Annotated in this window: 24 protein-coding genes and 1 pseudogene; 12 read left to right on the top strand and 13 right to left on the bottom strand. The window is 65.7% G+C overall.

Annotated elements, in window-relative coordinates; all coding sequences use genetic code 11:
• Window positions 1–375, top strand: coding sequence for a PilZ domain-containing protein (locus tag SAMIE_RS09385; protein WP_066701906.1), 375 nt, complete (start codon window positions 1–3; stop codon window positions 373–375).
• Between the two features lie 144 nt (window positions 376–519).
• On the opposite strand, the gene SAMIE_RS09380 is transcribed toward SAMIE_RS09385, so the two are convergent.
• Entirely contained in the window at window positions 520–678 is a 159-nt protein-coding gene (locus SAMIE_RS09380; protein WP_083952561.1) for a YdcH family protein, read from the bottom strand.
• Window positions 679–847: 169 nt separating this feature from the next.
• Between SAMIE_RS09380 and SAMIE_RS09375 the strand changes: the two genes are divergently transcribed.
• From SAMIE_RS09375 to SAMIE_RS09345, 7 genes are all read left to right on the top strand, one after another.
• The gene (locus tag SAMIE_RS09375) at window positions 848–1,045 is read left to right on the top strand and encodes a YdcH family protein (protein ID WP_066701848.1); all 198 of its coding nucleotides are present in this window, start codon (window positions 848–850) and stop codon (window positions 1,043–1,045) included.
• Between the two features lie 107 nt (window positions 1,046–1,152).
• Window positions 1,153–1,632 (top strand): DUF1465 family protein, encoded by a 480-nt coding sequence (locus SAMIE_RS09370; protein WP_066701908.1) that lies wholly within the window; start codon window positions 1,153–1,155, stop codon window positions 1,630–1,632.
• Window positions 1,633–1,699: 67 nt separating this feature from the next.
• A complete protein-coding gene (locus SAMIE_RS09365) occupies window positions 1,700–3,757 on the top strand; it encodes an autotransporter assembly complex protein TamA (protein ID WP_083952562.1) in 2,058 nt (685 codons plus the stop codon).
• The gene (locus SAMIE_RS09360) at window positions 3,757–7,944 is read left to right on the top strand and encodes a translocation/assembly module TamB domain-containing protein (RefSeq protein WP_066701851.1); all 4,188 of its coding nucleotides are present in this window, start codon (window positions 3,757–3,759) and stop codon (window positions 7,942–7,944) included. The genes SAMIE_RS09365 and SAMIE_RS09360 overlap by 1 nt, the downstream gene beginning before the upstream one ends.
• A gap of 1 nt (window position 7,945) precedes the next feature.
• Window positions 7,946–9,340, top strand: a complete 1,395-nt coding sequence (locus SAMIE_RS09355) for an L-serine ammonia-lyase (RefSeq protein ID WP_066701853.1) — start codon at window positions 7,946–7,948, stop codon at window positions 9,338–9,340.
• Between the two features lie 172 nt (window positions 9,341–9,512).
• Window positions 9,513–10,166 (top strand): outer membrane protein, encoded by a 654-nt coding sequence (locus SAMIE_RS09350; RefSeq protein WP_066701857.1) that lies wholly within the window; start codon window positions 9,513–9,515, stop codon window positions 10,164–10,166.
• A 97-nt stretch (window positions 10,167–10,263) separates the two neighbouring features.
• On the top strand, window positions 10,264–10,680 hold the full coding sequence (locus SAMIE_RS09345; RefSeq protein WP_066701861.1) for an acyl-CoA thioesterase: 417 nt from the start codon (window positions 10,264–10,266) through the stop codon (window positions 10,678–10,680).
• A gap of 187 nt (window positions 10,681–10,867) precedes the next feature.
• On the opposite strand, the gene ilvD is transcribed toward SAMIE_RS09345, so the two are convergent.
• Window positions 10,868–12,718 (bottom strand): dihydroxy-acid dehydratase, encoded by a 1,851-nt coding sequence (gene ilvD / locus SAMIE_RS09340; protein WP_066701865.1) that lies wholly within the window; start codon window positions 12,716–12,718, stop codon window positions 10,868–10,870.
• Between the two features lie 182 nt (window positions 12,719–12,900).
• On the opposite strand from ilvD, the gene SAMIE_RS09335 reads away from it, so the two are divergent.
• On the top strand, window positions 12,901–13,551 hold the full coding sequence (locus SAMIE_RS09335) for a L,D-transpeptidase family protein (protein WP_066701868.1): 651 nt from the start codon (window positions 12,901–12,903) through the stop codon (window positions 13,549–13,551).
• A gap of 27 nt (window positions 13,552–13,578) precedes the next feature.
• Here SAMIE_RS09335 and SAMIE_RS09330 read toward each other — a convergent pair whose 3' ends face one another.
• The 7 genes and pseudogenes from SAMIE_RS09330 to SAMIE_RS09300 all read right to left on the bottom strand — a co-directional run.
• Window positions 13,579–16,014 (bottom strand): TonB-dependent receptor, encoded by a 2,436-nt coding sequence (locus SAMIE_RS09330; RefSeq protein ID WP_332004534.1) that lies wholly within the window; start codon window positions 16,012–16,014, stop codon window positions 13,579–13,581.
• A gap of 164 nt (window positions 16,015–16,178) precedes the next feature.
• Window positions 16,179–17,759 (bottom strand): alkyl hydroperoxide reductase subunit F, encoded by a 1,581-nt coding sequence (gene ahpF, locus SAMIE_RS09325; protein WP_066701874.1) that lies wholly within the window; start codon window positions 17,757–17,759, stop codon window positions 16,179–16,181.
• Between the two features lie 145 nt (window positions 17,760–17,904).
• Window positions 17,905–18,468 carry an alkyl hydroperoxide reductase subunit C gene (gene ahpC / locus SAMIE_RS09320; RefSeq protein ID WP_066701876.1) on the bottom strand — a complete coding sequence of 188 codons (564 nt, stop codon included), beginning with the start codon at window positions 18,466–18,468 and terminating at the stop codon, window positions 17,905–17,907.
• Between the two features lie 174 nt (window positions 18,469–18,642).
• Entirely contained in the window at window positions 18,643–19,401 is a 759-nt protein-coding gene (locus tag SAMIE_RS09315; RefSeq protein ID WP_126516802.1) for a TIGR02186 family protein, read from the bottom strand.
• Window positions 19,398–20,312: a sulfite exporter TauE/SafE family protein gene (locus SAMIE_RS09310; RefSeq protein WP_066701888.1), complete on the bottom strand. Its 915-nt coding sequence runs from the start codon at window positions 20,310–20,312 to the stop codon at window positions 19,398–19,400. The genes SAMIE_RS09315 and SAMIE_RS09310 overlap by 4 nt, the downstream gene beginning before the upstream one ends.
• A 60-nt stretch (window positions 20,313–20,372) precedes the next feature.
• Window positions 20,373–21,422 (bottom strand): hypothetical protein, encoded by a 1,050-nt coding sequence (locus tag SAMIE_RS23570; protein WP_174522243.1) that lies wholly within the window; start codon window positions 21,420–21,422, stop codon window positions 20,373–20,375.
• Window positions 21,419–22,162: pseudogene (locus SAMIE_RS09300) on the bottom strand (glycosyltransferase family 2 protein); the annotation flags it as partial. The pseudogene SAMIE_RS09300 and the gene SAMIE_RS23570, both read right to left, overlap by 4 nt.
• Before the next feature lie 238 nt (window positions 22,163–22,400).
• On the opposite strand from SAMIE_RS09300, the gene SAMIE_RS09295 reads away from it, so the two are divergent.
• Both SAMIE_RS09295 and SAMIE_RS09290 read left to right on the top strand, forming a co-directional pair.
• Entirely contained in the window at window positions 22,401–22,763 is a 363-nt protein-coding gene (locus SAMIE_RS09295) for a hypothetical protein (RefSeq protein WP_126516801.1), read from the top strand.
• Between the two features lie 15 nt (window positions 22,764–22,778).
• A complete protein-coding gene (locus SAMIE_RS09290; protein WP_126516800.1) occupies window positions 22,779–23,294 on the top strand; it encodes a helix-turn-helix domain-containing protein in 516 nt (171 codons plus the stop codon).
• 68 nt (window positions 23,295–23,362) lie between these two features.
• On the opposite strand, the gene istB is transcribed toward SAMIE_RS09290, so the two are convergent.
• The 4 genes from istB to SAMIE_RS09270 all read right to left on the bottom strand — a co-directional run bounded on the left by istB (window position 23,363) and on the right by SAMIE_RS09270 (window position 26,545).
• A complete protein-coding gene (gene istB / locus SAMIE_RS09285; protein ID WP_126516718.1) occupies window positions 23,363–24,145 on the bottom strand; it encodes an IS21-like element helper ATPase IstB in 783 nt (260 codons plus the stop codon).
• Window positions 24,135–25,658, bottom strand: coding sequence for an IS21 family transposase (istA, locus tag SAMIE_RS09280; RefSeq protein ID WP_126516717.1), 1,524 nt, complete (start codon window positions 25,656–25,658; stop codon window positions 24,135–24,137). Before istA ends, istB begins: the two co-directional genes overlap by 11 nt.
• Window positions 25,659–25,752: 94 nt before the next feature.
• Window positions 25,753–25,992 (bottom strand): recombinase family protein, encoded by a 240-nt coding sequence (locus SAMIE_RS24115; protein ID WP_126516799.1) that lies wholly within the window; start codon window positions 25,990–25,992, stop codon window positions 25,753–25,755.
• On the bottom strand, window positions 25,922–26,545 hold the full coding sequence (locus tag SAMIE_RS09270; protein WP_066704174.1) for a glycosyltransferase: 624 nt from the start codon (window positions 26,543–26,545) through the stop codon (window positions 25,922–25,924). Before SAMIE_RS09270 ends, SAMIE_RS24115 begins: the two co-directional genes overlap by 71 nt.
• 279 nt (window positions 26,546–26,824) lie before the next feature.
• Here SAMIE_RS09270 and SAMIE_RS23375 point away from each other — a divergent pair, with 279 nt between their 5' ends.
• Complete coding sequence (locus SAMIE_RS23375; RefSeq protein ID WP_162849048.1) at window positions 26,825–26,998, top strand: hypothetical protein; 174 nt, start codon at window positions 26,825–26,827, stop codon at window positions 26,996–26,998.
• The last annotated feature ends 1 nt before the right edge of the window (window position 26,999 follow it).

Below are 26,999 nucleotides of genomic sequence, written 5' to 3'. Positions count from 1 at the left end.
ATGAACGACGAAGACGATATTTCCGATCGGGGACCGGCGCGGTCAGCTCCGCGCGACAGCCTGTTCCTGCTTGCCGCCATCTCGACGCCCGAAGGCGCGCCGCTTGGCAAGGCGCGCGTGCGCAACCTGTCCGCCACTGGCATGATGGCCGATTGTGAGCGGCCGATTCCCGCCGATGTCCGCGTCCGCTGCGACCTTCGCGGCGTGGGGCATGTCGATGGCGTGGTCGCCTGGGCGCGCGCGGAAAAGATCGGCGTGGCGTTCGACCGGCCCATCGACCCGCAACTGACCCGCAAGCCGGTCGGCGCGGGCGCGCCGCAGTCGACGATGCCGGATTATCTGCGGATGCACAGCGCGAAAACGAAACGCGGCTGACGCCCGATTCTTGCGTCCATGAAAAAGCCCCGCCGATGCGTTCGGTCCGGGGCTTTGGGCGTCCTTCTGCAAAGGGTCCGCCGGGCGCGGACGGCGCCGGACCCCATCCGGTCCGATCGTCGCCGCGCTTATGTCAGTCCAGCGTCAGTGCTGTGCCGCCATTTCTTCCTTGAGCCGCAATTTCTGCTTCTTGAGAGATGCCACCAGGATCGCGTCGGGCATGGGCCGACTCGACTCCGCCTTGATTCGGGCTTCAAGACCGGCATGCTTGGCTGAAAGAGCTGAAACGTGGCTGTTTTCCATGACATTCTCCTTACGAGGGTGATGGATGACGAAATACATCATGATTCGCTGCCGCTGTCTCGCGGCGAATCGCGCTTTGCGGCGGGCCGCCTGAAAATTTGCGATGGTCCGCTCCGCCCTGCGCCGCTATCACCCGACAGGGACCAGTCCGTCGGAACGAAAGGGCGCGATGAGCCAGGAAGATATCATGCGCCGGCTGGAGCTGCTGCGGGTCGATCATCGTGACCTCGACAGCGCCATCGCCGCGCTGGTGGAGGCGGGCGGCAGCGACCAGATGCAGATCGCCCGGCTCAAGAAGCGCAAGCTGCGCCTGCGCGACGAAATCGCCCTGCTGGAGGACGCGCTCGTCCCCGACATCATCGCCTGACGGGCCGTTACAGGGTTAAGCATCGTTAACGATCCCAAATGGGACAGCGCGCAAAAGCCGGTCGCGCACCGCTGACAGACGGCGTCGATTATGGCATCTGCAAGCCGATGCGCAGCGCAGCCTCTCTCGATCGCGGTCTCCACCGCCGGCTCGTCGACGGCCTCTATATCGAGGCGATGGTCATGGCGGACGAGGCACGCTCCTATTTCGACCGGGGGGCCGAAGGGGAGGAGGGCGTCACCGACCCGTTGCGACGCGTCGCCTTCGCCTGCGAATCGCTCAAGGTCACGACGCGCCTCATGCATGTCATCGCCTGGCTGCTGAGCCAGCGCGCATGGCAGCGGGGCGAAATCGGCGACGCGGATCTCGCGGACGAAAAATACCGCCTCGGCCGCGCCGCCCTCACCGAACCCGCGCAGGCCGAAGGGTTCGCCTTCGCCGCCCGCTCCCTGATCGAGGGCAGCCAGGATCTCTACGACCGCGTCGCCCGGCTTCAGGACCGCTTCGACCGGATGATGGGCGAAGGCGAAGCGCAGGACGCCAGCCCCGCCCGCGCGCTGCTCGACCGGCTCAGCCAGTCCTTCTGACCCGCGCCCGCGCATTCCTCTGCCGACAGATATTTCCTCAGCGCGCAATTCGCTCTAGACCGGCGCGATGACCGATGGTGTGCGGACAGGGCGCCGCTTCTCTGGCCGACCATATGCCACCCGGCTCCTGATCGCGCCGCTGCTGCTGGCGTGCCCATGCGCCGCGCTTGCGCAGGACGCGCCCCAGCCGCCGCAGGAAGCCGCCCCGTCGCCCGACCAGCCGCTCGACGCCATGCCCGACATCGGCATAGACTGGCCGGATATGGGGCAGCCCGATACCGTCGCCGCCCTGCCGCCCGACCCCGCCGATACGCAGGCGCCCGTAGAAGCTCTGCCCGTGCAGCAGGCGGAAGGCGACCCGGCGACGCCCGCCGATGCGGCCCCCGAACCGGTCCTCGCCGACGCAGGGGAGGAGAGGCGCTACACCGTGCAGCTTTCCGGCGTCGAAGCCATCGCCGACGCCCAATTCTCGACCCGCTTCGACCAGTTGTCCGCGCTCGAAGCGGGGGAGGGGAAGCCTGCCAACCTCGCCCAGATCAACCGCCGCATCAAGGAAGACCGCGACCTGCTCGACCGGCTGCTGCGCGCGAAGGGCTATTATGCCGCCCGCATCCGCAGCGCCGTGACGCCTGCGGGCGACCGGCTCACCGTCCGCTTCGACGTGGTGCCGGGCGCGCAATATCTGCTCGCCTCCGTCGACATCACCGGCCTTGCCGACACGGGCGACCGTCAGGCGGACCTGCTCGCCGCCTTCCCGCCCAGGGTCGGCGATCCGGTCGATGCCGACGCGATCCTCGCGGGCCGCGACGCCCTGTCCGACAAGCTCGCGCAAAGCGGCTATCCCTTCGCCCGCGTCGACGAACCCGAAGTCCGCATCGACCATGAGGAGCGCAAGGGCGATCTCGACATGATCGTGGTTCCCGGCGGTTTCCGCCGCTTCGGCGCGATCCGGCTGGCGGACGACCGGCTTTTCAGCGCGCACCATGTGCAGGACATCGCGCGCTTCAGGGCAGGCGACCCTTATATGGCCTCGGACGTGGAAGATCTGCGCCGCGCCATCGTCGCGACCGGTCTCGTTTCGACCGTGACCCTCAAGCCCGTGGATGCGGGCGATGGCGAGCATGTCGATCTCGACGTGGCGCTGCGCCCAGCGCCGCTGCGCACCATCGCGGGCGAACTCGGTTACGGCACGGGCGAAGGTTATCGCGCGGCGGTAAGCTGGCAGCATCGCAATCTTTTCCCGCCCGAAGGCGCGGTCACGCTGCGCGGCGTCGTCGGCACGCAGGAGCAGACCGCCTCCTTCACCTATCGCCGCAACAATTTCAAACGGCGCGACAATGTGCTGACGGGCCTCGTTTCGATCAGCAACATCCGCCGCGACGCCTATGACGCGCGCACCATCAACGTCTCGGGCTTTCTGGAGCGGCAGACCAACATCCTGTTCCAGAAGAAATGGGTATGGCGCATCGGCGGCGAACTCATCGCCTCGGACGAAGCCGACGCCTTTTCCGGCGGCGCGCGCCGCACCTTCCTGATCGGGGCAATCCCGGTCAGCCTCACCTATGACGGCAGCGACGATCTGCTCAATCCGTCGAAGGGATTTCGCCTGGGCGGCCGGGTAAGCCCGGAACTGTCCTTCCAGAACAAGACCTTCGGCTATACCAAGGTGCAGCTCGACGGCAGCGTCTACCAGCCGGTCAACGACCGCACCGTGGTCGCCGCCCGCGCGCGCTTCGGGACGATCTTCGGCTCCACCGTCGATCAGATCGCGCCCTCGCGCCGCTTCTATGCGGGTGGCGGCGCGTCGGTGCGCGGCTATGGCTATCAGGCGATCGGCCCGCGCTTTGGCCCCAACGACAATCCCGTGGGCGGTAAGAGCCTCGCCGAATTTTCGCTGGAGGCGCGCGTGCGCTTCGGCAATTTCGGCGTCGTCCCCTTCGTCGACGCGGGCAATATCTCCACCACCTTCCTGCCGCGCTTCCGCGACCTGCGCGTGGGCGCTGGGCTGGGGGTGCGCTATTACAGCAGCTTCGGCCCGATCCGTGTCGATGTCGGCACGCCGATCAACCCGCAGTCGGGCGATCCGAAGGTCGCGGTCTATGTTTCGCTGGGGCAGGCTTTCTGATGGCCGACGAAGCGCTCCCGCCGCCACCGCCGCCCGCGCCAAAGCCGCGCCGCGCATGGGACGGCCGCTGGCAGCGCTGGGTCGCCGCCATCCTCGCCGCATTGCTCATCGTCGTCGTCGGCGCGCTCGTCTGGCTCGACACCGCGCCGGGCCACCGTTTCCTCGCCAGCCGCGTCGCGACGATCAGGTCGGCTTCAGGCCTGCGCATCGGCGTCGGCAGTATCGAGGGCAGCATCTACCGCCGCGCCGTGCTGCGCGACCTGACGCTTTCCGATCCCAAAGGCCTCTTCTTCGACGCCCCGCGCGTGGAACTGGACTGGTTCCCCTTCGCATGGGCCTCCAACCGGCTCGACATCGACCGGCTTACCATTCCGCGCGCGACCCTGCACAAGCTGCCGAAGCTCAATCCGACCCAGCGGCGCGGACCGATCCTTCCCGGCTTCGACATCCGCCTGATGCAGTTTTCGGTGGGCCGCCTCGCCATCGCGCCCGCCATCACCGGCAGGGCGCGGACTGTCACCATGTCGGGCGACGCGGACATTCGCGGCGGCCGCGCGGTCATCGACCTGTCGGCCCGGACCGCAGGCGGGGGCGATCTGCTCGCCATCGCGCTCGACAGCCGGCCCGATAACGACCGCTTCTCGCTCGACGTAACGGTCAACGCGCCCAAAGGCGGCGTGCTGGCGACGATGGCGGGCCTCAAGCAGGCCGCCAACCTCCGCATCGGCGGCAAGGGAAGCTGGACCCGCTGGGACGGCCGCCTTGCCGCCACGCTCGACGCCGTGCCCGCCGCCGACTTCGTGCTCGCCGCGCGCAGCGGCGCCTATTCCGCGCGCGGGACGGTCGAAGGCAAAGCCATCGCGGGCAACGGCCTCCTTACCCGCATGGCCGACCCGCGCCTCGCCGTGCGCGCCAGCGGAACCCTTGTGGACCGCATCGTCGACGGGCGCGCATCGCTGCGCTCCGCCGCTTTCGATCTCGACGCGGACGGCGCCATCGACCTGCGCAACAACGCGCTCGACAATATGCTCCTGACGCTCCGCCTCGCGCGGCCGCAGGCGCTGGTCAGGAATATGCGCGGGCGCGATGTCGCCGCGAAAGTCCGCCTCGACGGCGCATTCGCCGCGCTCGGTTACGAATATCTGCTGACGGCGAAGGAACTCGCCTTCGACAGGACGGTGATCCACGATGTCCGCGCACAGGGCAAAGGCCGCACCGGCAACGGTCCTGCGCTCGTGCCCCTGAGCCTGCGCGCCGCGCGGCTCGACGGGCAGGGCGATCTCGTCGCCGGGATCGTGCGCAATTTCCAGATCGACGGCGTGCTGCAACTGAAGGGGCAGCAGATCGTCAGCAATCCCATGCCCTTCCGCTCGGACAAGCTGCGCGGGCGTCTGGTGATGCTGGTCGATCTCGCCAGCGGACGTTACGACTTCGGCCTCGACGGCCAGATCAACGGCCTCTTCATCCGCAATTTCGGCATCGTCGATCTCACCTCCAAGATCAAGGCGACGCCCCGCCGCGATGGCGGTTTCGGCCTGTCGGGTGCGGTGGGCGCGCGGGTCCGGCGGCTCGACAATGAATTTCTGCGCACCCTGACCGGCGGCCTGCCGACCGCGCGCAGCACTATAGAGCTGCTGCCCGACGGCCGCGTCGCGCTGACCGGTCTCACGCTGGATTCGCCGCTGCTCCGGCTCAGCGGCAGGGGCATCCGCAATCCCGACCAGACCCTGCATATCGAAGCGCAGGGGCGTCACGCACGCTACGGCCCGCTGGACCTGACGCTGGACGGCATGATCGAGCGGCCGGAAGTCCATCTGCTGCTTCACCGCCCCATGGACGCGCTCGGCCTGCGCGATGTGAAGGCCCACCTCGTCCCCGACGCCAGCGGCTACAGCTACACCGCCGATGGCGGATCGGTGCTTGGCCCCTTCACCGGGCGCGGCGTCATCCTGCTGCCGCTCGGCGGGCAGGCGGTGGTGCGCGTCGCCGATCTCTCCGTGTCCGGCGTCACGGCGAGCGGCGACATCCGCCCTCTGGCAGGCGGTCTCGACGGGCAACTCGCCGTCACCGGCCCCGTCACCGGCACCATCGGCTTTACTCCGGTGAACGGCGTGCAGCACGTGCAGTTGAAGCTCACCGCCAACGACGCCAGCTTCGACGGGCCGACCGTCATCGCGGTGCGGCGCGGCAGCCTAGACGGCACGATCCTGCTCGCTCCGTCGCGCACCACGCTCAACGCAACCGCGCAGGCGCGGGGGCTGCGCGTGGGCGGCGTGTTGGTCGGGCGCTTCGCCGCCAATGCGCAGATGACCGACGGCACCGGCACGATCCGCGCCAGCCTGTCGGGCCAGCGCGGCCGCATCTTCGACATTCAGGGCGAAGCGCAGGTCGCGCCCGACCGCATCCGCCTGTCGGCGCAGGGCACCATCGACAAGCGCGCCATCCGTCTCGACCGCCCCGCGCTCCTCACCCGCACCTCGGACGGCTGGCGGCTGTCGCCCGCGACCGTCAGCTATGCGGGCGGCTCGCTCCAGCTCGGCGGCGAACTCGGCCAGGATTCGACGCGGATCGAAGCGCGGATGCAGCGCCTGCCGCTCTCGCTGCTGGACATCGCCTATGACAATCTGGGCCTCGGCGGCCTCGCCACCGGATCGCTCACTTATGTAAAGCCCCGCGACGGCTCCATGCCGACCGGCAAGGCCGAACTGCGCATCCGCGGCCTGTCGCGCTCGGGCCTGTCCTTGAGCAGCCGCCCCGTCGATGTCGGCGTCAACGCGGTGCTGACGCAGGACCGGCTCGCCACGCGCATGGTATTCGTCGCGGACGGCAGGACCATCGGGCGGGCGCAGGCGCTGCTCCACCCGCTGCCCGGCGGCTCCAGTCTCGTCGAGCGGCTCAACCGCGCGCCCTTCCTCGGGCAGTTGCGCTACAACGGCACCGCCGACACGCTCTGGCGGCTCACCGGCGTGGAGATCGTCGACATCGGCGGGCCGGTCGCGGTCTCCGCCGACATGCGCGGCACGCTGGGCCAGCCCATCATCACCGGCACGCTCGCCACCGACAGCGCCACCATCGCCAGCCCGGTGACGGGCATGCGCCTGCGCGACGTGCAGGCGCGGGGCCGCTTCTCGGGCGCGCAGCTCGTCATCTCCAGCTTTTCCGCCACCGCCCGCAACGGCGGCGCGATCACGGGCGCCGGTTCCTTCACCTTCAACGGGATCGCGGGCGTCGGCATGGACCTGTCCTTGCAGGCGGAGAACGCCGCGCTCCTCGAACGCGACGACATCGCCGCGACCGTGACCGGCCCCATCACCCTCCGTTCCGATGGCACGGGCGGCACCATTGGCGGCGACCTCCTCCTCAACCGCAGCCGTTTCACCATGGGCCGCGCCGCCGCCGTCGCGCAGATCCCTGAACTCAGGGTGATCGAAATCAACAGCCGTGGCGAGGAGATCGAGCGCCCGCGCACCACCGTCCCCTGGGCGCTCGCGATCAAGGCGCGGGCGCGCAACCGCCTGATGGTGACGGGCCTCGGCCTCGACAGCGAATGGCGCGCGGATCTCGACATCGGCGGCACCGTCACCAACCCCGCCATCGCGGGCCGGGCGCAACTGGTGCGCGGCGGTTACGAATTTGCGGGCCGCCGCTTCGACCTGCGCGAAGGCAATATCCTGTTCGACGGAAAGGTGCCCACCAACCCCACGCTCGACATCAGCGCCGAAGCCAATGTCAGCGACCTCAACGCCACCATCCATGTCGGCGGCACCGGCCTCAAGCCCGATATCACATTCACCAGCACGCCCGCGCTGCCGCAGGACGAGCTTCTCTCCCGCATCCTGTTCGGCACGTCGATCACCAACCTGTCCGCGCCCGAAGCGCTGCAGCTCGCCTCTGCCGTGGGGTCGCTGCAGGGGCAGGGCGGTCTCGATCCCATCAACGCGGTGCGCAAGGCGGCGGGCCTCGACCGCCTGCGCATCATCGCCGCCGACCCGACGCAGGGGCAGGGCACCTCGATCGCGGCGGGCAAATATCTGACGCGCAAGACCTATGTCGAACTCATCACCGACGGTCAGGGCTACAGCGCGACCCGCATCGAATATCAGGTGACGCGCTGGCTCTCGCTGCTCGCCGCCATCTCCACGCTTGGCCGCGAAAGCGCGAACGTCCGGATTTCCAAGGATTATTGACGTGACCGACTGCCGCATAGACGCCGCCACCGCCATCAGCGTCACGGACCTGTTCACCATCGGCATCGGCCCGTCCAGCTCGCACACGGTCGGTCCGATGCGTGCCGCGCTCCTGTTCATGGACTCGCTGACCGCCGTCCCCGTCCGCGTCCAGTGCGAGCTGTTCGGATCGCTCGCCCTCACCGGCCGGGGCCACGCCACGGACAGCGCGATCCTCCTCGGCCTGTCGGGCCATCGCCCCGAAAGCGTCGACCCTGACGCCATTCCCGCCATCCTGCTCTCGATCCGGGAGGAAGGCCGCATCCGCTTCGGCAGCGCGGCGGACACGCACATCCCCTTCGAGGAAAAGCGCGACCTCCTCTTCCGCATGGGCCAGTTTCTCGAAGCGCACAGCAACGGCATGCGCTTTTCCGCCTGGTTTCAGGGACAGGCCGACCCCCTCGTCCGCGACTATTATTCCATCGGCGGCGGCGCGGTGCTGCCCGGCGAAGTGCCGGTGAGCGACGACGCCCCGCTCGGCCACAATGTCGTCCAGCCCTTTCCCTTCTCCTCCGGCGCGGAGATGCTGGCGAAGGGGGAGGAAAGCGGCCTTTCCATCGCCACCCTCGTCCTGCGCAACGAGGGGGCGTGGCGCGCGCAGGGCGAGACGGAAGCCTTCCTCGACGCGGTGATCGACGCCATGACCGCTTCCATCGACCGGGGGCTGGAGCAGGAAGGGCTGCTGCCCGGCGGTCTCAAGGTCCGCCGCCGCGCCCGCGCCATCCATCAACGGCTGCGACTCCAGCAGGACGCGCTCGGCCCGGCGCAGATTTTCGAGTGGGTCAGCCTCTTCGCGCTCGCCGTGAATGAGGAGAATGCGGCGGGCGGCCGCGTTGTCACTGCCCCCACCAATGGCGCTGCGGGCGTCATCCCCGCCGTGCTGCACTATTATCGCCGCTTCGTCCCCGGCGCGGACCGCGAGGGCGAGCGCCGCTTCCTGCTGACCGCCGCCGCCATCGGCTTCCTCTACAAGAAGCGCGCGTCCATCTCCGCCGCCGAAATGGGCTGTCAGGGTGAAGTCGGCGTCGCCTGCTCGATGGCTGCCGCCGGTCTCGCCGCCGTTCTGGGCGGCACCAACGGACAAGTGGAGAATGCCGCCGAAATCGGCATGGAGCATAATCTCGGCCTCACCTGCGACCCCATCGGTGGCCTCGTCCAGATCCCCTGTATCGAACGCAACACCATGGGCGCGGTCAAGGCGATCAACGCCGCCTATCTCGCGCTTCAGGGCGACGGGCGGCACATCGTCAGCCTCGACGCGGTGATCGAAACCATGCGCCAGACCGGCGAGGACATGGCGAGCCGCTACAAGGAAACCTCGCTCGGCGGGCTGGCCGTCAACGTGGTCGAATGCTGACTCCGCCGGTCGTCTGACCCGCTCTTTTCCGCGATGAACCGAGTGCCGATAGTGCCATAATGGCAACAGTTTCAATCGTTTATCTGAGGTTCATGAAACAAAACGGTTCTGCTCCGGCTTTGGCGTCTCACCCCTGACAGGGGATATGAGAATGACAATTGGAGTATCGTTTATGCGTAAGTTGATGGCCGCAACGCTTCTGGCTGGCGCCACCTTCGCCGCTCCTGCGATGGCGCAGGATGTGAACCCCACTTTCACCGGTCCGCGTGTCGAGGCCATATTGGGCTATGACCATGTCGGCGCGGGCAGCGATTTCGACAATGACAATGGCCGCGACGATCAGTCGATCGACGGTCTGCTATACGGTGTCGGCGTCGGTTATGACGTGAACCTCGGCAGCGCGGTCGTCGGCGTGGAGGGCGAATATACCGACTCCACCGCCAAGAGCAGCCGCACCGACCCGACCGACCAGTTCGGTTTCGGGCGCGTCAGCCAGGGCCGCGACCTTTATGTCGGCGCGCGCGCGGGCATCCTCGCCAATCCTTCGACGCTGGTTTACGTCAAGGGCGGCTACACCAACAGCAAGCTCAACGTGCTGGCCGGCAACACCAACGAAACCACCGACACCTCGTTCAAGCTCGACGGCTGGCGCATCGGCGCGGGCGTGGAACGCGCGATCAACGCCAACACCTTCGCGAAGCTGGAATATCGCTATTCCAACTATACCGACGGCAAGATCGACTTCCCGAACGGCGCGACCAGCGAGCGGTTCGACATCGACACCGACCGGCATCAGGTGGTGGCGAGCGTCGGCTGGCGCTTCTGACGCCTTCGCGGTTTCGCGGGAGGGGGCCGGAGCGATCCGGCCCCTTTTTCGTCGTCCGCCCTATCCGACAGCCTGCCATGATGCTATTGACACCGCTGTGAGTAACGCGATTCCCCATGATTACGCCATCGGCATCGACCCCGAAGACATCGACTTCATGGGCCATGTCAACAATGCCAGCTACCTCAAATGGGTGCAGAGCGCCGTGCTCGACCACTGGCGCGCGCTCGCGCCGTCCGAAGCGGTGGCGCAGCATCTCTGGGTCGCGCTCAAGCATGAGATCACCTACCGCAAGCCGACTTTCCTCGACGACGAGGTGATCGCCACCGTCCTCCTCGAAAAGGTGCAGGGCGCGCGCGCCTTCTACGAAACCGTCATTCGCCGGGGTGAGGAAGTGCTCGCCGAGGTCAAATCGAGCTGGTGCTGCATCGACGCCGGAACGCTCCGCCCCGCGCGCCTTGCCCGCGAAGTGATCGAACGCTTCTTCACCCCCGATCCCGAAGCCGCCGGCTGATCTGTCCGATATCGGCGGCCTGTCGCGTCGATGGCGCGTCCCTGTCGCTTCGCCGTCGCGTCACGGGCGCGTCGGTGGCGCGTCGTCTCCGCCGCACCCACGCAAATGCGTGCGTTGAGCGCCTTTAGAGCCGCACAACGGTGTGAACTTCGGTGGAAAAGCGGTGTCGCGTCGCCGACGCCGCTTTTCAGCGTTCGATCTGGCTCACGTCCCGCACCGCGCCCTTGGCGGCGTTGGTCGTCATCGCCGCATAGGCGCGCAGCGCGGGCGACACTTCCCGCTTGCGGCCGAACGGCTTCCACGCCTTTGGCCCGCGGCCTTCCATCTCGGTCCGGCGCGCAGCCAGCGTGGCGTCGTCCAGATCGACCCTGATGACGCGCTCGGGAATGTCGATGACGATGGGATCGCCTGTCTGCACCAGCGCGATGAGGCCGCCTTCCGCCGCTTCGGGCGACACATGGCCGATCGACAGCCCCGACGTGCCCCCCGAAAAGCGCCCATCGGTGATGAGCGCGCAGGCTTTGCCCAGACCCTTCGATTTCAAGTAGCTGGTCGGATACAGCATTTCCTGCATCCCCGGCCCGCCCTTCGGCCCTTCGTAGCGGATGACGACCACGTCGCCTTCCCTGACCTCATTGCCCAGGATGCCCGCAACCGCCGCGTCCTGACTCTCATAGACCCGCGCCGTGCCGTGGAAGACGAGGATGCTCTCGTCCACGCCCGCCGTCTTCACGATGCAGCCCTCCGGGGCGAGATTGCCGAACAGGACAGCAAGCCCGCCGTCCTTCGAGAAAGGATGCTCCGCCGAACGGATCACGCCGCCCTCGCGGTCGGTGTCCAGCTCCTCCCAACGCTCGCTCTGCGAGAAGGCGACCTGCGTCGGCACGCCGCCCGGCGCCGCCCGGTAGAAATTGCGCACGTCCTCGCTGTTCGTCCGCCCGATGTCCCAGCGGGCCAGAGCGGCGGAAAGCGTGGGCGAATGCACCGTCGGCAGCGATGCGTCGATCAGGCCCGCCCGTTCCAGTTCGCCCAGAATCGCCATGATGCCGCCTGCGCGGTGCACATCCTCCATATGCACGTCCTGCTTGGCCGGCGCGACCTTGCACAGGCACGGCACGCGGCGGGACAGCCGGTCGATGTCCGCCATGGTGAAATCGACCCCCCCTTCATAGGCGGCGGCGAGCAGGTGCAGCACCGTGTTGGTCGATCCGCCCATCGCGATGTCGAGGCTCATCGCATTCTCGAACGCGGCGAAGCTGGCGATGGAGCGGGGGAGGACGCTCTCGTCATCCTGCTCATAATAGCGCTTGGCCAGATCGACGATCAGGTGCCCCGCTTCCCGGAACAGCCGTTCGCGGTCGGCATGGGTGGCGAGCGTCGACCCGTTGCCCGGCAGCGACAGGCCCAGCGCTTCGGTCAGGCAGTTCATCGAATTGGCGGTGAACATGCCAGAGCAACTGCCGCAGGTGGGGCAGGCGGACCGTTCGATGACTTTCACTTCCTCGTCGGTGTAGCTTTCGTCGGCGGCGACGACCATCGCGTCCACCAGATCGAGCGCCACCTTCTTGCCCCGCACATTCGCCTTGCCCGCTTCCATCGGCCCGCCGGACACGAACACGACCGGGATGTTGAGCCGCATCGCCGCCATCAGCATGCCCGGCGTGATCTTGTCGCAATTGGAGATGCACACGATCGCATCGGCGCAATGGGCGTTGACCATATATTCCACGCTGTCCGCGATCAGGTCGCGGCTCGGCAGCGAATAGAGCATGCCGCCATGGCCCATGGCGATGCCGTCGTCGACCGCGATGGTGTTGAATTCCTTGGCGACCCCGCCCGCCGCCTCGATCTCTCGCGCGACGAGCTGACCGAGGTCTTTCAGGTGCACATGCCCCGGCACGAATTGGGTGAAGCTGTTGGCGACGGCGATGATCGGCTTGCCGAAATCCTCGTCTTTCATGCCGGTCGCCCGCCACAGCCCGCGTGCGCCAGCCATGTTGCGGCCGTGGGTGGTGGTGCGGGAACGATAGGCAGGCATGACGCAATCCTTGGATCTGGGGTAAGCCGCCCCTCTACAGCCGGCGGCCGCGAAGGGGAATATTTTATTCCTGTCTCCGTCCCATCCACGTCATTTTATTACCGCATCGCCATTTCGTCCCGCTTCGGGACCGGCGCGCCGACCGGACTGGCGCTTGCCGCCGACATGGCTAAAAGACTGTTATGGCTGCTCTCAGGCTCCGTCCCCTGCTGCTCTCGACCCTGCTGCTGGCAACGGCGAGCGTCAGCCATGCGCAGGCCGACCTGCCGCCCGTCGCGCCGGGCGCCTTTCGCTGGATGGAGCAGGGACCATGGGATGGGCCGCTCTATATGGTCATCAGCATCGAAAAGCAGCGCATCCACGTCTATGACGGCGACCGCCTCATCGGCGTCGCGGCGGTCTCGACCGGCATGAAGGGGCATCGCACTCCGACCGGCGACTATCCGATACTTCAAAAGCGGCAATGGCACCGCTCCAACCTCTACAGCAACGCGCCCATGCCCTTCATGCAGCGGCTGACATGGGACGGCATAGCGCTCCACGCCGGGCATAATCCGGGCTATCCGGCCAGTCACGGCTGTATCCGCCTGCCTTACGCCTTTGCCCGGCAGCTCTTTGCGATGACGAAGATCGGGACGCTGGTCGCGGTGACGCAGGACAGGCTGAGCGCCGCGCTGAAGCTCGATCCGCTGGTGCTCGCCGATCCCGGCAGCCGGGTGGTGAGCTTCGGCCCGGCCAGCGGCCGGGTGCCTCCGCCCGAACCGGCGGGCGCTGGCGAGCCGATGCTGGAGATCGACCCCGCCATTTTCGGGATGCGTCTCCAGCGGCCCTGAGAGGCAAGGGGGCAACGTCCCCGCCCGTCAATATTTGATGTTCAGCGTCGCGATGGCTGTCCGCCCCGCCGCCTGATTGGCATAATGATTGGAGTAGGCCTTGTCGAAATAGCGCTTGTTCGCGACGTTCAGCACATTGACCTGAAGCTGGATCGCATCGGTCAGGCTGATCGCGGCATTGGCGTCGAAGCGCCAGTAGCTCGGCACCATGCGCGCCAGCGGCTTCGAGACGACCACCGCTTCGTTGACGATGGTGCGCTGGTCGGCATAGCCGCCATAGACCTTCCCCATGTAGATCGCCCCGCCGCCCACGGTCAGCGCGGGCGTGACCTTGTAGGTGGTGAAGAGCGTTCCGCTGTGGCGCGGCGTATTGGGGAACCAGCGGCCCGTGGATGCAGCCGGGGCATAACGGGTGACGCCCGCGACCGTGGTCGCTGTGAAGCCACCGTCGACGACCTTCGAGTCCATGAAGGTATAGCCGCCGAAGATATTCCAGTCCGGCGTGACATTGCCGTTGAAGCTGAACTCGATGCCGTCGATGCGCCGCTCGCCGATGAAGCTGACGAAGCCGTTGGCGTCGGTGGCGCGGGCGTTCTTCGTTTCGGTGCGGAACGCCGCAAGCGTGAGGGCGAGGCTGTCGCCCAGCAGGTTCCATTTGGTGCCCACTTCGTAGGAGCGTGTCTTTTCGACCTTCAGTGCATCGGTCAGCGCCTGCGACGTGACGTTGATCGCGTTGGTCTCCGTGCCGTTGGCGAGGAAGGAACCGGGCGGCGTCGCGGCTGTCGCGGTCGAGATATAGATGCTGCCATTTTCCGCCGGCTTGAAGACCAGACCGACATTGTAGGTCCAAAGATCGTCGTTACGGGCGAAGGTCGGCCGTCCGCCGGTCGTGTCCGTCGCGACAAGGCCCGGCGTCACGCGGGTTTCGTAGCGATCATACCGCCCGCCGATGTTGAGCAGCAGTGCATCGCTGAAGCTGATCGTGTCGAAGAAGGATGCTGCCTTGGTCGTGGTGGACGACCGTGTCCAGGTCTTGCGGGCGCTGCGCACGATGGGCGACACTGCGTTCGACGTATCGCTCGCATAGCTGACCCAAGGATCATAGGGATTGGGGTCGATCAGGCTGGTGCAGTTGTAACGCGCGACCGAATTCGGGCCGCAGCGCCCTCCCACCGCGTTAATGCCCGTGGCCACTGCCGTGCCGGTCGCCGCGTTGGAGACATAGTTGCCGTTGTGCGCGACTTCCTGACTGAATTCGACGCTGGCGGCAAAGCTGTTGCGCACGCCGCCGATGCTGAAGTCGCCCGACAGGTCGGTCTGGTTCAGCGTGCCCCATGTCTCGCTATAGCGGCTGTTGATGCGCCGCCACACCTGACCGTTGAGCACATTGCCCTGACTGTCGTCGGGCTGGGTCCAGAGATAGCCCTGACTGCTGCTGCCATAGCGGCTGGTGTTCCGCAGCTTCACGCCGCCGAAATCATGTTCGAAGCGGAAGGTGAGGTTGTCGACGTCGGTCTTGCGGAAATCGCGGTTGGCCAGACCGTAATAAGCGCCGCGCGGCACCGAGAAAGACTGGCCCGCCGGATTGGTGAAGCGGCCCGCAGGCGCCGTTTCGGTGACGCCCGCTGGCGCGTTGGCGACGGTGTAGAGATAGGGAATACCCGTGTCGGGCAGTTCGTCCGTATGGAGATGATAATAGCTGATGGTGAGGCTGGTCGGACCGGTCAGGCCGAGCTTGATCGAGGGCGCGATGCCCCAGCGCTTCTGGTAGATGGCGTCACGGCCCGCCACGTCCTGATCGTGCCACATGGCGTTGAGGCGGATGCCGACGAAATCGCTGACCGGCTGGTTGATGTCGATCGTCGCCCGCTTGTAGTCGGCATTCCCCACGGCACCGCTCGCCGCAATGAAGCGTTCGGCGGTCGGCACTTTGGTGACGAGGTTGAGCGATCCGCCCGCATTGCCACGCCCGCCCATACTGCTGTCGGAGCCTTTGACGACCTCGATCTGTTCGACCGCGAAAATCTCGCGGCTCTGCGCGCCAACGTCGCGCACGCCGTCGAGATAGGTGCTGGCCTGACTATCGAAGCCACGGATGAAGGGGCGGTCGCCCAGCGGATTGCCGCCTTCGCCTGCGCCCAGCGTGATGCCGGGCACGGTGCGCAGCGCTTCGGTGAGCGACGCCGAGGCGGTATCGCGGATCAATTGGGCGGGGATGATGCTGACGCTCTTGGGCGTGTCGAGCAGCGGGGCGGTATATTTGGGAGAGGAGGGGGCGTCGACCTTATAGCCTTCCTCGTCGATCGCCGTATCGGTGACGGTCATCGAGCCAAGGCGCTGTCCCTGCCCTGCCGCGCCCTGATCCTGCGCCAGCGCCGCAGCGGGCGAGGAGAGGAGGCCGACGCAGCTCAGCGCAAGGAATGTGGGCGCGAGCCGGGGCGAACGGTCGGACTTCGGGTTCATGTGCATCTGTGCTCCCTGACGATTCGTGGAAGCGCTAATGCGAATGGTTCGTAATCAAAGCAACTACAATTGCGAGGCGTTATCAGAAAAATCTCGTTTGACGCTCGATTTTGCCGCCTGAAAGATGCATGGGCGGCTATCTTTCGACAGCCGCCCTCATTCGTTCAAGCCGCCTCGGCCTGTTCTGCCGTGGCGGGAAGGCGGATGAGATAGTCGAAGGCGGACAAGGCCGCCGTCGATCCCGCGCCCATGGCGATCACGATCTGTTTGTAGGGCACGGTCGTGCAGTCGCCCGCAGCGAAGATGCCGGGCTGACTGGTTTCGCCACGCGCGTCGATCTCGATCTCGCCGCGAGGGGACAGGGCAATCGCGTCCTTCAGCCATTCGGTATTGGGGACAAGGCCGATCTGGACGAAGATCCCCTCCAGCTCGACATCATGCTCCGTGCCGTGGTTCCGGTCCTTGTAGCTGAGGCCCGTCACCTTCTCGCCATTGCCCTCGACCTTCGTGGTCAGCGCCGATGTAATGATCTTCACATTGGGCAGGCTGGCGAGCTTGCGCTGAAGCACGGCGTCGGCGCGCAACTGGCTGTCAAATTCGATCAGCGTCACATGTGCGACGATCCCGGCAAGGTCGATCGCGGCTTCCACACCGCTGTTGCCGCCGCCGATCACCGCGACGCGCTTGCCCTTGAACAAGGGACCATCGCAGTGCGGGCAATAGGCCACGCCCTTGTTGCGATATTCGTCCTCGCCCGGCACGCCCATCTGACGCCAGCGCGCGCCGGTCGACAGGATGAGCGTCCGGCCCTTGAGCGATGCGCCATTTTCCAGCACGACTTCGTGATAGCCGCCCTGCGCCTTCGCCGGGATCAGCTTGGCCGCTTTTTGCAGGTTCATGATCTCGACATCATAGTCGCGGACATGCTGCTCCAGCGCGGTGGCGAGCTTCGGGCCTTCGGTGCGGCTGACCGAGATGAAATTCTCGATGTCCATCGTGTCGAGCACCTGCCCGCCGAAGCGCTCAGCCGCGACGCCGGTGCGGATGCCCTTGCGCGCGGCGTAGATCGCCGCCGCAGCGCCCGCAGGGCCGCCGCCGATCACCAGCACCTCGAACGGCTCCTGCGCCTTGATCTTTTCGGCCGCGCGGGCTGCCGCGCCGCTGTCGATCTTCGCGACGATCTGTTCCAGCTCCATCCGGCCCGAGGCGAAGGGTTCGCCGTTCAGATAGACGGTCGGGACGGCCATGATCTTGCGCGCATCCACCTCTTCCTTGAAGAGAGCGCCGTCGATGGCGACATGGCTGATGCGCGGATTGAGCACGCTCATGAGGTTCAGCGCCTGCACCACGTCAGGGCAGTTCTGGCAGGACAGCGAGAAATAGGTTTCGAAGGCATAATCGCCGTCGAGGTCTCTAATCTGCTGGATCAGATCCTGCGCCGCCTTCGACGGATGGCCGCCGACCTGAAGCAGCGCGAGCACGAGGCTGGTGAATTCATGCCCCATCGGCAGGCCCGCGAAGGTCACGCCGATGTCCGTGCCCGCGCGGCGGATCATGAAGCTCGGAATTCGGCTCGCCGTGCCGGCGGTGATGCTCACCTTGTCCGACAGTTCGGCAATCTCGCCCAGCAATTCCTTGAGTTCGCGCGATTTCGCGCCATCGTCCAGCGACGCCACCAGCTCGATGGGCTGCGTGATGTTCGCCATATAGGCCTTGAGCTGGCCCTTGAGATTTGCGTCCAACATGATCGTAGCTCCGTTGCTGCCGCCCGCTTCGCGGGGCGCGGCCTGCCGCTGCCGGACGGTGCGACCCGAAGACCGGCAGATGCGAAATTGGGTAACTGGTCGTGAACGCCCGCCGGACGCTGCCCGGCGGGTGCCCTGTCAATCGTCAGATCTTGCCGACAAGGTCGAGCGAGGGAGCAAGGGTTTCCGCGCCTTCTTCCCACTTGGCCGGGCACACTTCGCCGGGGTGGCTGACCCAATATTGCAGCGCCTTGATCTTGCGCAGCAGCTCAGCGGCGTTGCGGCCCACACCTTCCGGCGTGATTTCCACGAGCTGGATGTTGCCTTCCGGATCGAGCACGAAGGTGCCGCGGTCGGCAAGGCCTACGCCCGGACGCAGAACGCCGAACTGGTTGGAAATGTCGTGGTTCTGATCGCCAACCATATAATAGTTGATCTTGCCGATGGCGGGCGAGGTGTCGTGCCACGCCTTGTGGCTGAAATGCGTGTCGGTCGACACCGAATAGACTTCCACGCCCAGATTCTGGAGCGTCGGATAGATGTCGGCAAGGTCTTCCAGTTCGGTTGGGCAGACGAAGGTGAAGTCGGCCGGGTAGAAGAAGAAGACGGCCCACTTGCCCTTCACGTCGGCGTCGGTGATGTCGACGAACTTGCCTTCCTTGTAAGCGGTGGCCTTGAAGGGCTGAAGGGGAGTGTTGATGAGAGCCATGGACGATCCGGTTCCTTGAACAGGGGTTGATGTTGCGATGCGTGATGTAGGGGGCAGGCGCCGTAGTTGGAAATTGGTTTTCTTATATGGATCAATCGAGAGAAACGATCACCGACTGCCCCGGTGATCGACCGTTCCAACCCATCAAACGTGCCGGCTGGTGATCATCACAGCCTAGACGCGCCGGGCGATGGCTCCTGCGGCCCAGCCCATGCCCACCGCAAGCGCGATGGCGGCGAGGCCGTAGAGGAAGGACCAGCGCTGCGCGGCGGTCGCCATGAACTGTTCGAAGCCGGATTTGCGCACCACGATGTCGCGCACCGCGCCCGCGACGACCCGGCCGTCCTGCACGAGGAAGGTTTCGGCGGTATAGTCGCCCACGATCACGCGCGCCGACAGCGGCAGGCGGGCGCGGTAGAGGACGCCGTCCGTGATCTCGACCGTGCCGGGCCGCTCGACGAACAGTCCCGCCCGCGCGCGCAGGTCGACGAGGCCCGCCTGAAAGCGGTCGAGTTCGGCGGTGTTGTTGAGCGATGAGGGAGAAAGCTGCAGCTTGTCGAGGCCAAGCTCGTAGATGGCGGCGGTGCGATCGTCGACGATCCGGTCGATGGGGCGGGAAGATGCCATGGCATAGAAGCTGGGCGCGGAGCGGAAGCGGGCGGTGTCGGCATTGACCCAGATGCCCGCCACCTTCTGCTTTTCGCGCATGACTATCGACTGTTCCGGGCCTTTCAGCACCACGACGATGTCGGCGGGCTTTTCCGGCTTGCGCCCGTCGGGGTAGACGATGGCGCCGAACAGCAGCAGGTCCGCGCCGGTGAAGCTGTACTGGATCACCACGTCGCGCTGCGACACGTCGGGCACGAGTTGCGGCGCGGGCGCGGCGGCGATCAGCAGCGCGACCGGCGAAAGGGCGAGCGCGCGGCGCATCAGCGCAGTTCGATCGTGTAGATTTCGTCGGGCCGCCAGCCCAGCCCCAGCGCCATCCGGAACGCGACCAGCAGCACGATGGCGGCGAGCAGGATGCGCAGATATTCCGGGCGGATCGACATAGACAGGCGCGTGCCCACCTGCGCGCCGGTGACGCTGCCGATCAGGAGCAGCATGGCGAGGACGAGGTCCACCGCCTTGGTCGTCATCGCGTGCATCATGGTCGTCGCCATGGTGACGAACAGGATCTGGAACAGCGATGTGCCGACCACCGACTGCGTCGTCATACCCAGCAGATAGAGCATGGCGGGCACGAGGATGAAGCCGCCGCCCACGCCCAGCAGCATCGTCAGAACGCCCGTCGCCATGCCCAGCAGCAGCGGCGCGAGCGGCGAGATATAGAGGCCCGAGCCGTAGAATCGCCAGCGCATCGGGAGTGCGGCGACGAGCGGATGATGGCGGCGCTTGCGGGCGGGCGGGCGTTTGCCGGTCTTGAGGAAGTAGAGCGCCTGAAGCGATTCCTTGGCCATCAGGCCGCCGATCCCGCCGAGCATGACGACGTAGAGGATGCCGATCACCGTGTCGATCTGACCCAGTTGCTGGAGCAGGCGGAAGAGGAGGACGCCGATCCCCGCGCCGATCACGCCGCCCGCGATCAGCACCCAGCCCATGCGGAAATCGACCGTGCCGCGCGACATGTGCGTGACGACGCCCGACACGCTCGCGCCCGTCACCTGAGAGGCGGCGGAGGCGGCGGCAACCGTGGGGGGGATGCCGTAGAAGATCAGCAGCGGAGTCGTCAGGAATCCGCCGCCCACGCCGAACATGCCGGACAGAAGACCCACCACCCCGCCCAGCCCGATGATGACGAGCGCGTTCACCGACAGGTTGGCGATGGGCAGGTAAAGATCCATGCTGCCTCCCGCGTTAACGGCAAAAGGCGGCGGGATAAAGCGCGGAGACCGGGGCGGCGATCAAAAATCCGCCCCGAGCGTTAGCGCAAGGCCCGAGCGAGGCCGTGCGTCGCCCGCGATCCGCTGCCGCCATTCGAACGACAGGCGTGTGGGAATGCCGGGCAGCGGCAGGGGGAGGCTGGCTTCCGGCCCGATGTCGAGGCGGCTGACGCCGGGCTGCGCACCGCCCGACACCGCGCCGCCCAGACGGAGGGGCGTTCCGCCGATGGGCGCGGCGAGGGAGGCTTTGCCGTCGATGAAGGCGTCTTTTCGGCGGAGGCCGACGATGCCTGCCTGCGCATAGCCTGTCGCTTCCACGCCGGGGAGGATGGGCGTGGGGCCGAAGCCGCCGACGATCATCGCGGCGATGGCGTTGCGGCCGCCGTCGCCCAGCGCGGCGCGGCGTTCGACCGCCAGGCTGACGGGCAGCGTGCGGGACGGCTGGAAGGTGAGGCCGAGCGCAGCTTCGGGGGCGGCGGGCTGCCGGAGGGCGCTCGATAGGCGGGCATAGGCGGCGAGGCGGCTCGTCGTGGCTGGGGTCAGGTCATAGTCGATCCGCACTCCCGCCTGCGATCCGCCGAGCCGTCCCGCCGGGACTGCGCCTTCGCCAGCGCCGCCATCGGGCCGCCAGAGCATCCACGCGCTGCCCCGCCAGCGGCCGGGCGTGCGGGCCTGCGGATCGGGCGGAGGGGCCAGCGGGACGGCGGCGATGCCTGCGCCCGGCGCGAAATCGGCAAGGCGTTCCGACAGGCCGCCATGGTGACGGCCGGCGAAGGACTGTGAGCCATGCGTGAAATCGAGCGGGCCGCCATCTCCGGCGAATGACCGGGCGACGATGGGAGCGAGGCGGGGCGAAGGGCGGAGTGCTGTCGCGGGTGCATGCGCTGTTACGGAAACCGGCGAAAGCGGCCCAACGGTGGGAAGCCGCGGCGCAATGGATGCAACGCTGGCGACCGGGGGCGGGGCGGGCGGGTCTGCCGGGATGCCGCCATGGCTTGCCAGACGCATCGCCACCCATGCGGCAAGGACGACGCCGAAGAAGCGCAGCGGGCGGCCCGGCGCTGCGGTCACGGCAGGTTCTCGGGATCGGGGAAATGATGCTGCGTCTTGTCCCACCTCAGCGGATGGCCCCGGAGCGAGCGGACATAGAGGAAAAGGGCGCGGCGGGCGGCGAGGATGGCGATATAGTTGGCGACGACCGTGCGGGGGATCGCACCGATGCCGTAGCGCCAGCCATAGGCCGATCCCACGAATGCCGCGCGCATCCCGGTGCGCCAGAGCATCAGGCAGAGGTTGAGCCAGAGCAGCATCCGCAGCCGGGGCGAAGCAGGCGGCGGGGCGATGTCGGTGAACAGGCCCGCCAGCATCAGGATCGCCCAGAGCAGGAGCGTCGCATAGGCGGCGGAAAGGATGAGCGCGGCAAGAGTCGAGCGGCGGTCGCGAATGCGCATCCACCATTCGGCTGGGCCGCCGCGCCAGCCGAGCCGGTCCCATCCGGCGAGCGCGATGCCGACCATCCAGCGCGCTTTCTGACGGACGGCGGCTTCCACCGTGTCGGGGAAATGTTCGCGGGTCGCGACCATTCCGCCGTCCGCATCGCGCATCCGCACGAATACGCCGCGCCCGCCAAGGTCGCCCAGCCGCAGGCCCGCTTCATAATCCTCCGTCAGCGAGGCCGGGTCGAAGGGGCCGCCATGGCCCCTGTCGTCGAGGCGCCCCAGCATCTGCCGGTCGAAGGCGCAGGCGACTCCGGCGGACGGCATGGAGGCGCCCAGCGCTTCGCGGACGGTGAGGAACTTGCCATGGTTTTCCCGTCATCGGCCTGTAGAGTAGTTATGAAGACCCTGAATTTCGGCCTCACGAAGATGGTAGCGGAGGAACGTTATCGCTTGGACAGTCCGCTCAAGAAGTTCAGGGTTTAAGCGGCTTTCTGCGGCATTGCAGTCACCGGCCTAAGCGTCACAAAGCGGCTAACAGGCGCTTCCCGCAGGTTTCTATTGCAAAATAGGAAATCGCCTAGGAAGATGGTTAATATCTGGGGGAATCGCTATGGGGCCGCGCATCTTTTTAGATGAATTGATTCAGGCGAGGGGGGAAACCTATGCGGGCATCTCACATCTGCTGGGTCGCAACTCGGCTTACATTCAACAATATGTCAAACGCGGCACGCCCGCGTCCCTAAGCGCGCGCGACCAAGATATCCTTGCCCGCTATTTCGGAATGCCTGCCGACTTTCTTCGGCCGACCACGGCCTCGTCAAAGACATCTGTTAATGATCAAGCCATCGCTCATGTTCGTGCAGCAATCTCGGCATGTGAGGCATTGCAACTCGGATATGTCGTTACCGCCTTGGAAAGAGCGCTGAAGCTGCTCGAATCCAACGAGCGGATCGTAACTAGGCGCCCAAGCTGAGGCAGGTCATACATCATGCCTGATTCGTTCGGACTTTCCGAAAAACAGCGAGACTGCCTTCATCTCGTTGGACAGGGCTTAACGTCCAAGGAAATAGCGCGGAGGCTGAACACATCCGCCGGCGTTATCGACAATTACATTCTAGCAGCCGTCCGCATCATGGGCGTCAGCACGCGAAGAGAGGCGGCGCAAATGCTTCGTCAGCGTGAGAGCGAGGCGATGCAGCAATTGCACGTGCAACCGGCAAATCTTGCCAGCCGTGTAAATCCCGGTGAACTGATCGTATCGAACGCCGATCGAGACGAGACTTCGTCGACATCGGCTTCGATGCCCAGAGAGGAGCCAGGAAGCGGCCGTTTGGTCCGGGCATTGGCGCATCTAGGGGCTGCTACGATAGATCACGTAGGCGGCGAACCGCATAATCTGAAACGATGGGAGGTTCCTTTGGCGATACTGTTTACCTCCCTCCTGACCACCGCGATACTCGCCGCAATCATCGCGATCTATTATTGGACTGTTGATTGCTGCTGAGAAGTGACCCGGGGTTTTCATCGAGAAGTGACCCACCTTGCGATTATGTTTCGGATGTCAGGGGTGGGTCAAGATGGGGTTTTCTCCTTCCGGGTTTTGGGCTGCTGAGCGGAGCTGTTCTTGAACCTGAAGCTGTCGTTGCCGGTCTCGAGGATGTGGCAGTGATGGGTGAGCCGATCGAGGAGCGCGGTGGTCATCTTGGCATCTCCGAACACGGTGGCCCATTCGCTGAAGCTGAGGTTGGTGGTGATGATGACGCTGGTGCGCTCGTAAAGCTTGCTCAGCAGATGGAACAGCAGGGCGCCGCCTGAGGCGCTGAACGGCAGATAACCAAGCTCGTCGAGGATCACGAGATCGGAGTGGGCAAGCCTTCCGGCGATCTGCCCTGCCTTGCCCTGCGCCTTCTCCTGTTCCAGCGCGTTGACCAGCTCGACCGTGGAGAAGAACCGCACGCGCTTGCGATGATGCTCGATGGCCTGGACGCCTAGGGCGGTGGCGATGTGGGTCTTGCCGGTTCCGGGTCCGCCGACCAGCACGATATTGTCGGCCACGTCCATAAACTCGCAGCGGTGAAGCTGGCGGACCAGCGCCTCGTTGACCTCGCTGCTGGCAAAGTCGAAGCTCGCCAGATCGCGATAGGCCGGGAACCGTGCGATCTTGAGCTGATAGGATACCGACCGCACTTCCCGTTCGGCAGTCTCCGCCTTCAAAAGCTGGGACAGGATCGGGACGGCCGCGTCGAACGCGGGCGCGCCTTGCTCCATGAGATCGGTGACGGCCTGCGCCATGCCATGCATCTTGAGGCTGCGCAGCATGACGATGATGGCGCCGCTGGCGGGATCATGACGCATGGCGGTTCTCCCCGCGCAGCGCATCATAGCGTTCCACATTGGCAAGGGGCTCGCTGACCAGCCTCAGCGCCTGGGGCGCCGTGATCGGCGGTGTCGTCAGCGGCTTGCCGTCGATCAGCCGGTGCAGCAAGTTGAGGATATGGGTTTTGGTCGGAACACCGGACTCCAGCGCCATGGTAACCGCGCGCAGTACGACCTGCTCGTCATGATGCAGCACCAGGGCAAGGATCTCGACCATCTCTCTGTCGCCGCCGGGAGCGCGCAACAGATGGCGCTGTAACCGCTGGAAGGCATCGGGCATCTCTAGGAACGGCGCGCCATTGCGCAGGGCGCCAGGCTTGCGCTGGACCACTGCCAGATAATGGCGCCAGTCATAAACAGTGCGTCCTGGCCCATCATGGGATCGTTCGATGATGCGCTGGTGTTCGCACAGCAACTGCCCCTCGGCCACCACGAGGAAGCGGTCGGGATAGAGCCGCACGCTGACAGGGCGGTTGGCAAAGGATGCCGGCACGCTGTAGCGGTTGCGCTCCAGATGGACGAGGCAGGTCGGTGAGACCCGCTTGCCATATTCGACAAAGCCGTCGAACGGCCTGCCCATCGGCATCAGGCTTGCCACCTCCTCGGCCCAGGCATCAGCGACAGAGCCCGGTTCGATCCCGTGCGGGATATCCTGCCACAGCGCCTTGCAGCGATCCTCCAGCCAGCTGTTCAGGGCGTCGAGCGTCTCGGTCTGGGGAACGGGCTGCCACAGGCGATGCCGCGCATCCTGGACGTTCTTCTCGACCTGCCCCTTCTCCCAACCCGCTGCCGGATTACAGAACTCTGCCTCGAACAGATAATGGCTCACCATCGTGAGGAAGCGGGCGTTGACGGTCCGATCCTTGCCGCGCCCGACCTTGTCGACGGCAGTGCGCATGTTGTCATAGATGCCGCGGCGCGGCACCCCGCCCAGCACGCGGAACGCGTGATTATGGGCGTCGAACAGCATCTCGTGGGTCTGGAGCAGATAGGCTCGAACGAAGAAGGCCCGGCTGTAGCTGAGCTTGAAGTGTGCAACCTGCAGCTTGGTGCGGACACCATCGATGATCGCCCAGTCCTCGCTCCAGTCAAACTGGAATGCTTCACCCGGTGCGAACGACAACGGCACGAAGGTGCCCTTGCCGCTCATCTGCTGCTGGCGGCGATAATCATCGCGCCAGGCACGAGCAAAGGCCGCGACACGGCCATAGGACCCGTCAAAGCCCAGGCTCACCAGATCGGCATGCAACTGCTTGATCGTGCGCTTCTGCTTGCGCGATCGGCCCATCTCTCGCCTGAGCCAGACCGTCAGCCGATCGACGAACGGATCCAGCTTGCTCGGCCGCTCGGGCACTTTGAACTGCGGCTCGACTGTGTCTGACCGCAGATATTTACGGACCGTGTTGCGGGATAGACCGGTACGCTTGGCTATCTCCCGGATCGACAGATGATCGCGGTAATGCCAGCGCCGGATGACGCTCAATAATGCCATGTCCAACACTCCATGGTCCCCCGCTCAAAGCCAGGGACGTGTTCAAACATGGGTCACTTCTCAGTGAAAATTACTGGCTTCCCCGGGTCACTTCTCAGCAGCAATCAACAAGTGCGGCACCGTCTTCGCGATTCGCCCCCTTAAATGCGGACTTCGCCTCGTCCGTCATTTCCTCAACGACGGCCCAACCGTGCTGGTCGGCATGGGTCCGCCCGTAGGTTAGCTGTCGCTCGATGCTGTGTCCGTCGCGCTGCCCCTGCGAGCTAAAGCGCGCATAAAGGTAAGCGGGCTTCGTTTCGGAAGCGGCTTTTATATCCGTGATGTGTTTGACCATAAACCTGACCTACGCGGGATTGCGTTGCCAACCTGTTTACAACCGCAACCACATGCTCGGCGTCATGCAGCAACACCGCCTTGAACGATGTTCCGTCCAGCGCCTCGCGCCGCCGCATCGCCCGCCACAGGGCGTTGAGGCAGTCGGCCTTCGTCGTCGGGCCGGGGCGGGGCGTTATGCAGAGGACGACCTTATCGCTTCCTGCCGCCGCCCCCTCGACCGCCGCTGCCGTGGCGGGATCGTTGGGATAGACGCCGACGAACAAAGTGCAGTCCGCGTCCCGCCACTGGTGGAGGGCGTGGGCGAGCATCGCGCCGATCACCTCGCTTTCCTGCCAGGCGGGGATGAAGACGGCGATGCGGCCTGGCGCGGCGGAGGGCGGCAGCCGGTCGCTCGTCATCCGGGGATGGCGGACATACACCGTCGAGTCGCGCCAGAGCTTGCGGACGATGAACAGGCCATCGACCAGCAGATCGTCGATCCCGCCGATGGCGAATCCGATCGCCGCGAACAGCAATAATTCATGATAAGCGACGCCCAGAGCAGTCGCCATATAGTGCCCCCAAAAGCCCGGCCCCCCTCGCTTTCAGTGGCGCGACGTTAGACTTTTTACCGTTTATTCCAAGGGGCTTGATGCGTTGTCGAAACAAAATGTGAGAAGGTCGGTCCAAGTGCGCCGACGATCAGTCGCCTGATCTTCGGGATGGGCTGAAACGGTTCGGCGCAAAGCGCATCGTCCTGACGGTGTGGACATGCTACAGCCTGTTTCACGGGCAATAGGAAAGATCCGATCATCGACCACACTCTTGCACGGCAACGGGAGGAGGGTGACATGGAGAAGGACGTGAACTACCTGCTGCACCGGCAGCAGATGGCGATGGCACGGGCGCAGGCCAGCCGATCCGCCGAAGGGAAAGCCGCCTATAGCGGTCTGGCGCAGGCCTATACCGACCAGATCGTCGCATATCGCCGCGAGAATGAAAGACTGATCGCCCGCGCCCATTGAG

The sequence above is a fragment of the Sphingobium amiense genome (genome assembly GCF_003967075.1).
Classification (GTDB): domain Bacteria; phylum Pseudomonadota; class Alphaproteobacteria; order Sphingomonadales; family Sphingomonadaceae; genus Sphingobium; species Sphingobium amiense.
Note: the sequence above shows the minus strand (reverse complement) of the source record. Positions and strands in the feature narration are given on the sequence as shown.

What these genes read in the sequence shown, in the direction of transcription:
- SAMIE_RS09385 (WP_066701906.1), top strand. Translation starts at nt 1, where the DNA reads ATGAACGACGAAGACGATATTTCCGATCGGGGACCGGCGCGGTCAGCT.
- SAMIE_RS09380 (WP_083952561.1), bottom strand. Translation starts at nt 678, where the DNA reads ATGGAAAACAGCCACGTTTCAGCTCTTTCAGCCAAGCATGCCGGTCTT.
- SAMIE_RS09375 (WP_066701848.1), top strand. Translation starts at nt 848, where the DNA reads ATGAGCCAGGAAGATATCATGCGCCGGCTGGAGCTGCTGCGGGTCGAT.
- SAMIE_RS09370 (WP_066701908.1), top strand. Translation starts at nt 1,153, where the DNA reads ATGCGCAGCGCAGCCTCTCTCGATCGCGGTCTCCACCGCCGGCTCGTC.
- SAMIE_RS09365 (WP_083952562.1), top strand. Translation starts at nt 1,700, where the DNA reads ATGACCGATGGTGTGCGGACAGGGCGCCGCTTCTCTGGCCGACCATAT.
- SAMIE_RS09360 (WP_066701851.1), top strand. Translation starts at nt 3,757, where the DNA reads ATGGCCGACGAAGCGCTCCCGCCGCCACCGCCGCCCGCGCCAAAGCCG.
- SAMIE_RS09350 (WP_066701857.1), top strand. Translation starts at nt 9,513, where the DNA reads ATGCGTAAGTTGATGGCCGCAACGCTTCTGGCTGGCGCCACCTTCGCC.
- ilvD (WP_066701865.1), bottom strand. Translation starts at nt 12,718, where the DNA reads ATGCCTGCCTATCGTTCCCGCACCACCACCCACGGCCGCAACATGGCT.
- SAMIE_RS09335 (WP_066701868.1), top strand. Translation starts at nt 12,901, where the DNA reads ATGGCTGCTCTCAGGCTCCGTCCCCTGCTGCTCTCGACCCTGCTGCTG.
- SAMIE_RS09330 (WP_332004534.1), bottom strand. Translation starts at nt 16,014, where the DNA reads ATGAACCCGAAGTCCGACCGTTCGCCCCGGCTCGCGCCCACATTCCTT.
- ahpF (WP_066701874.1), bottom strand. Translation starts at nt 17,759, where the DNA reads ATGTTGGACGCAAATCTCAAGGGCCAGCTCAAGGCCTATATGGCGAAC.
- ahpC (WP_066701876.1), bottom strand. Translation starts at nt 18,468, where the DNA reads ATGGCTCTCATCAACACTCCCCTTCAGCCCTTCAAGGCCACCGCTTAC.
- SAMIE_RS09310 (WP_066701888.1), bottom strand. Translation starts at nt 20,312, where the DNA reads ATGGATCTTTACCTGCCCATCGCCAACCTGTCGGTGAACGCGCTCGTC.
- SAMIE_RS09295 (WP_126516801.1), top strand. Translation starts at nt 22,401, where the DNA reads ATGGGGCCGCGCATCTTTTTAGATGAATTGATTCAGGCGAGGGGGGAA.
- SAMIE_RS09290 (WP_126516800.1), top strand. Translation starts at nt 22,779, where the DNA reads ATGCCTGATTCGTTCGGACTTTCCGAAAAACAGCGAGACTGCCTTCAT.
- istB (WP_126516718.1), bottom strand. Translation starts at nt 24,145, where the DNA reads ATGCGTCATGATCCCGCCAGCGGCGCCATCATCGTCATGCTGCGCAGC.
- istA (WP_126516717.1), bottom strand. Translation starts at nt 25,658, where the DNA reads ATGGCATTATTGAGCGTCATCCGGCGCTGGCATTACCGCGATCATCTG.
- SAMIE_RS24115 (WP_126516799.1), bottom strand. Translation starts at nt 25,992, where the DNA reads ATGGTCAAACACATCACGGATATAAAAGCCGCTTCCGAAACGAAGCCC.
- SAMIE_RS09270 (WP_066704174.1), bottom strand. Translation starts at nt 26,545, where the DNA reads ATGGCGACTGCTCTGGGCGTCGCTTATCATGAATTATTGCTGTTCGCG.
- SAMIE_RS23375 (WP_162849048.1), top strand. Translation starts at nt 26,825, where the DNA reads ATGGAGAAGGACGTGAACTACCTGCTGCACCGGCAGCAGATGGCGATG.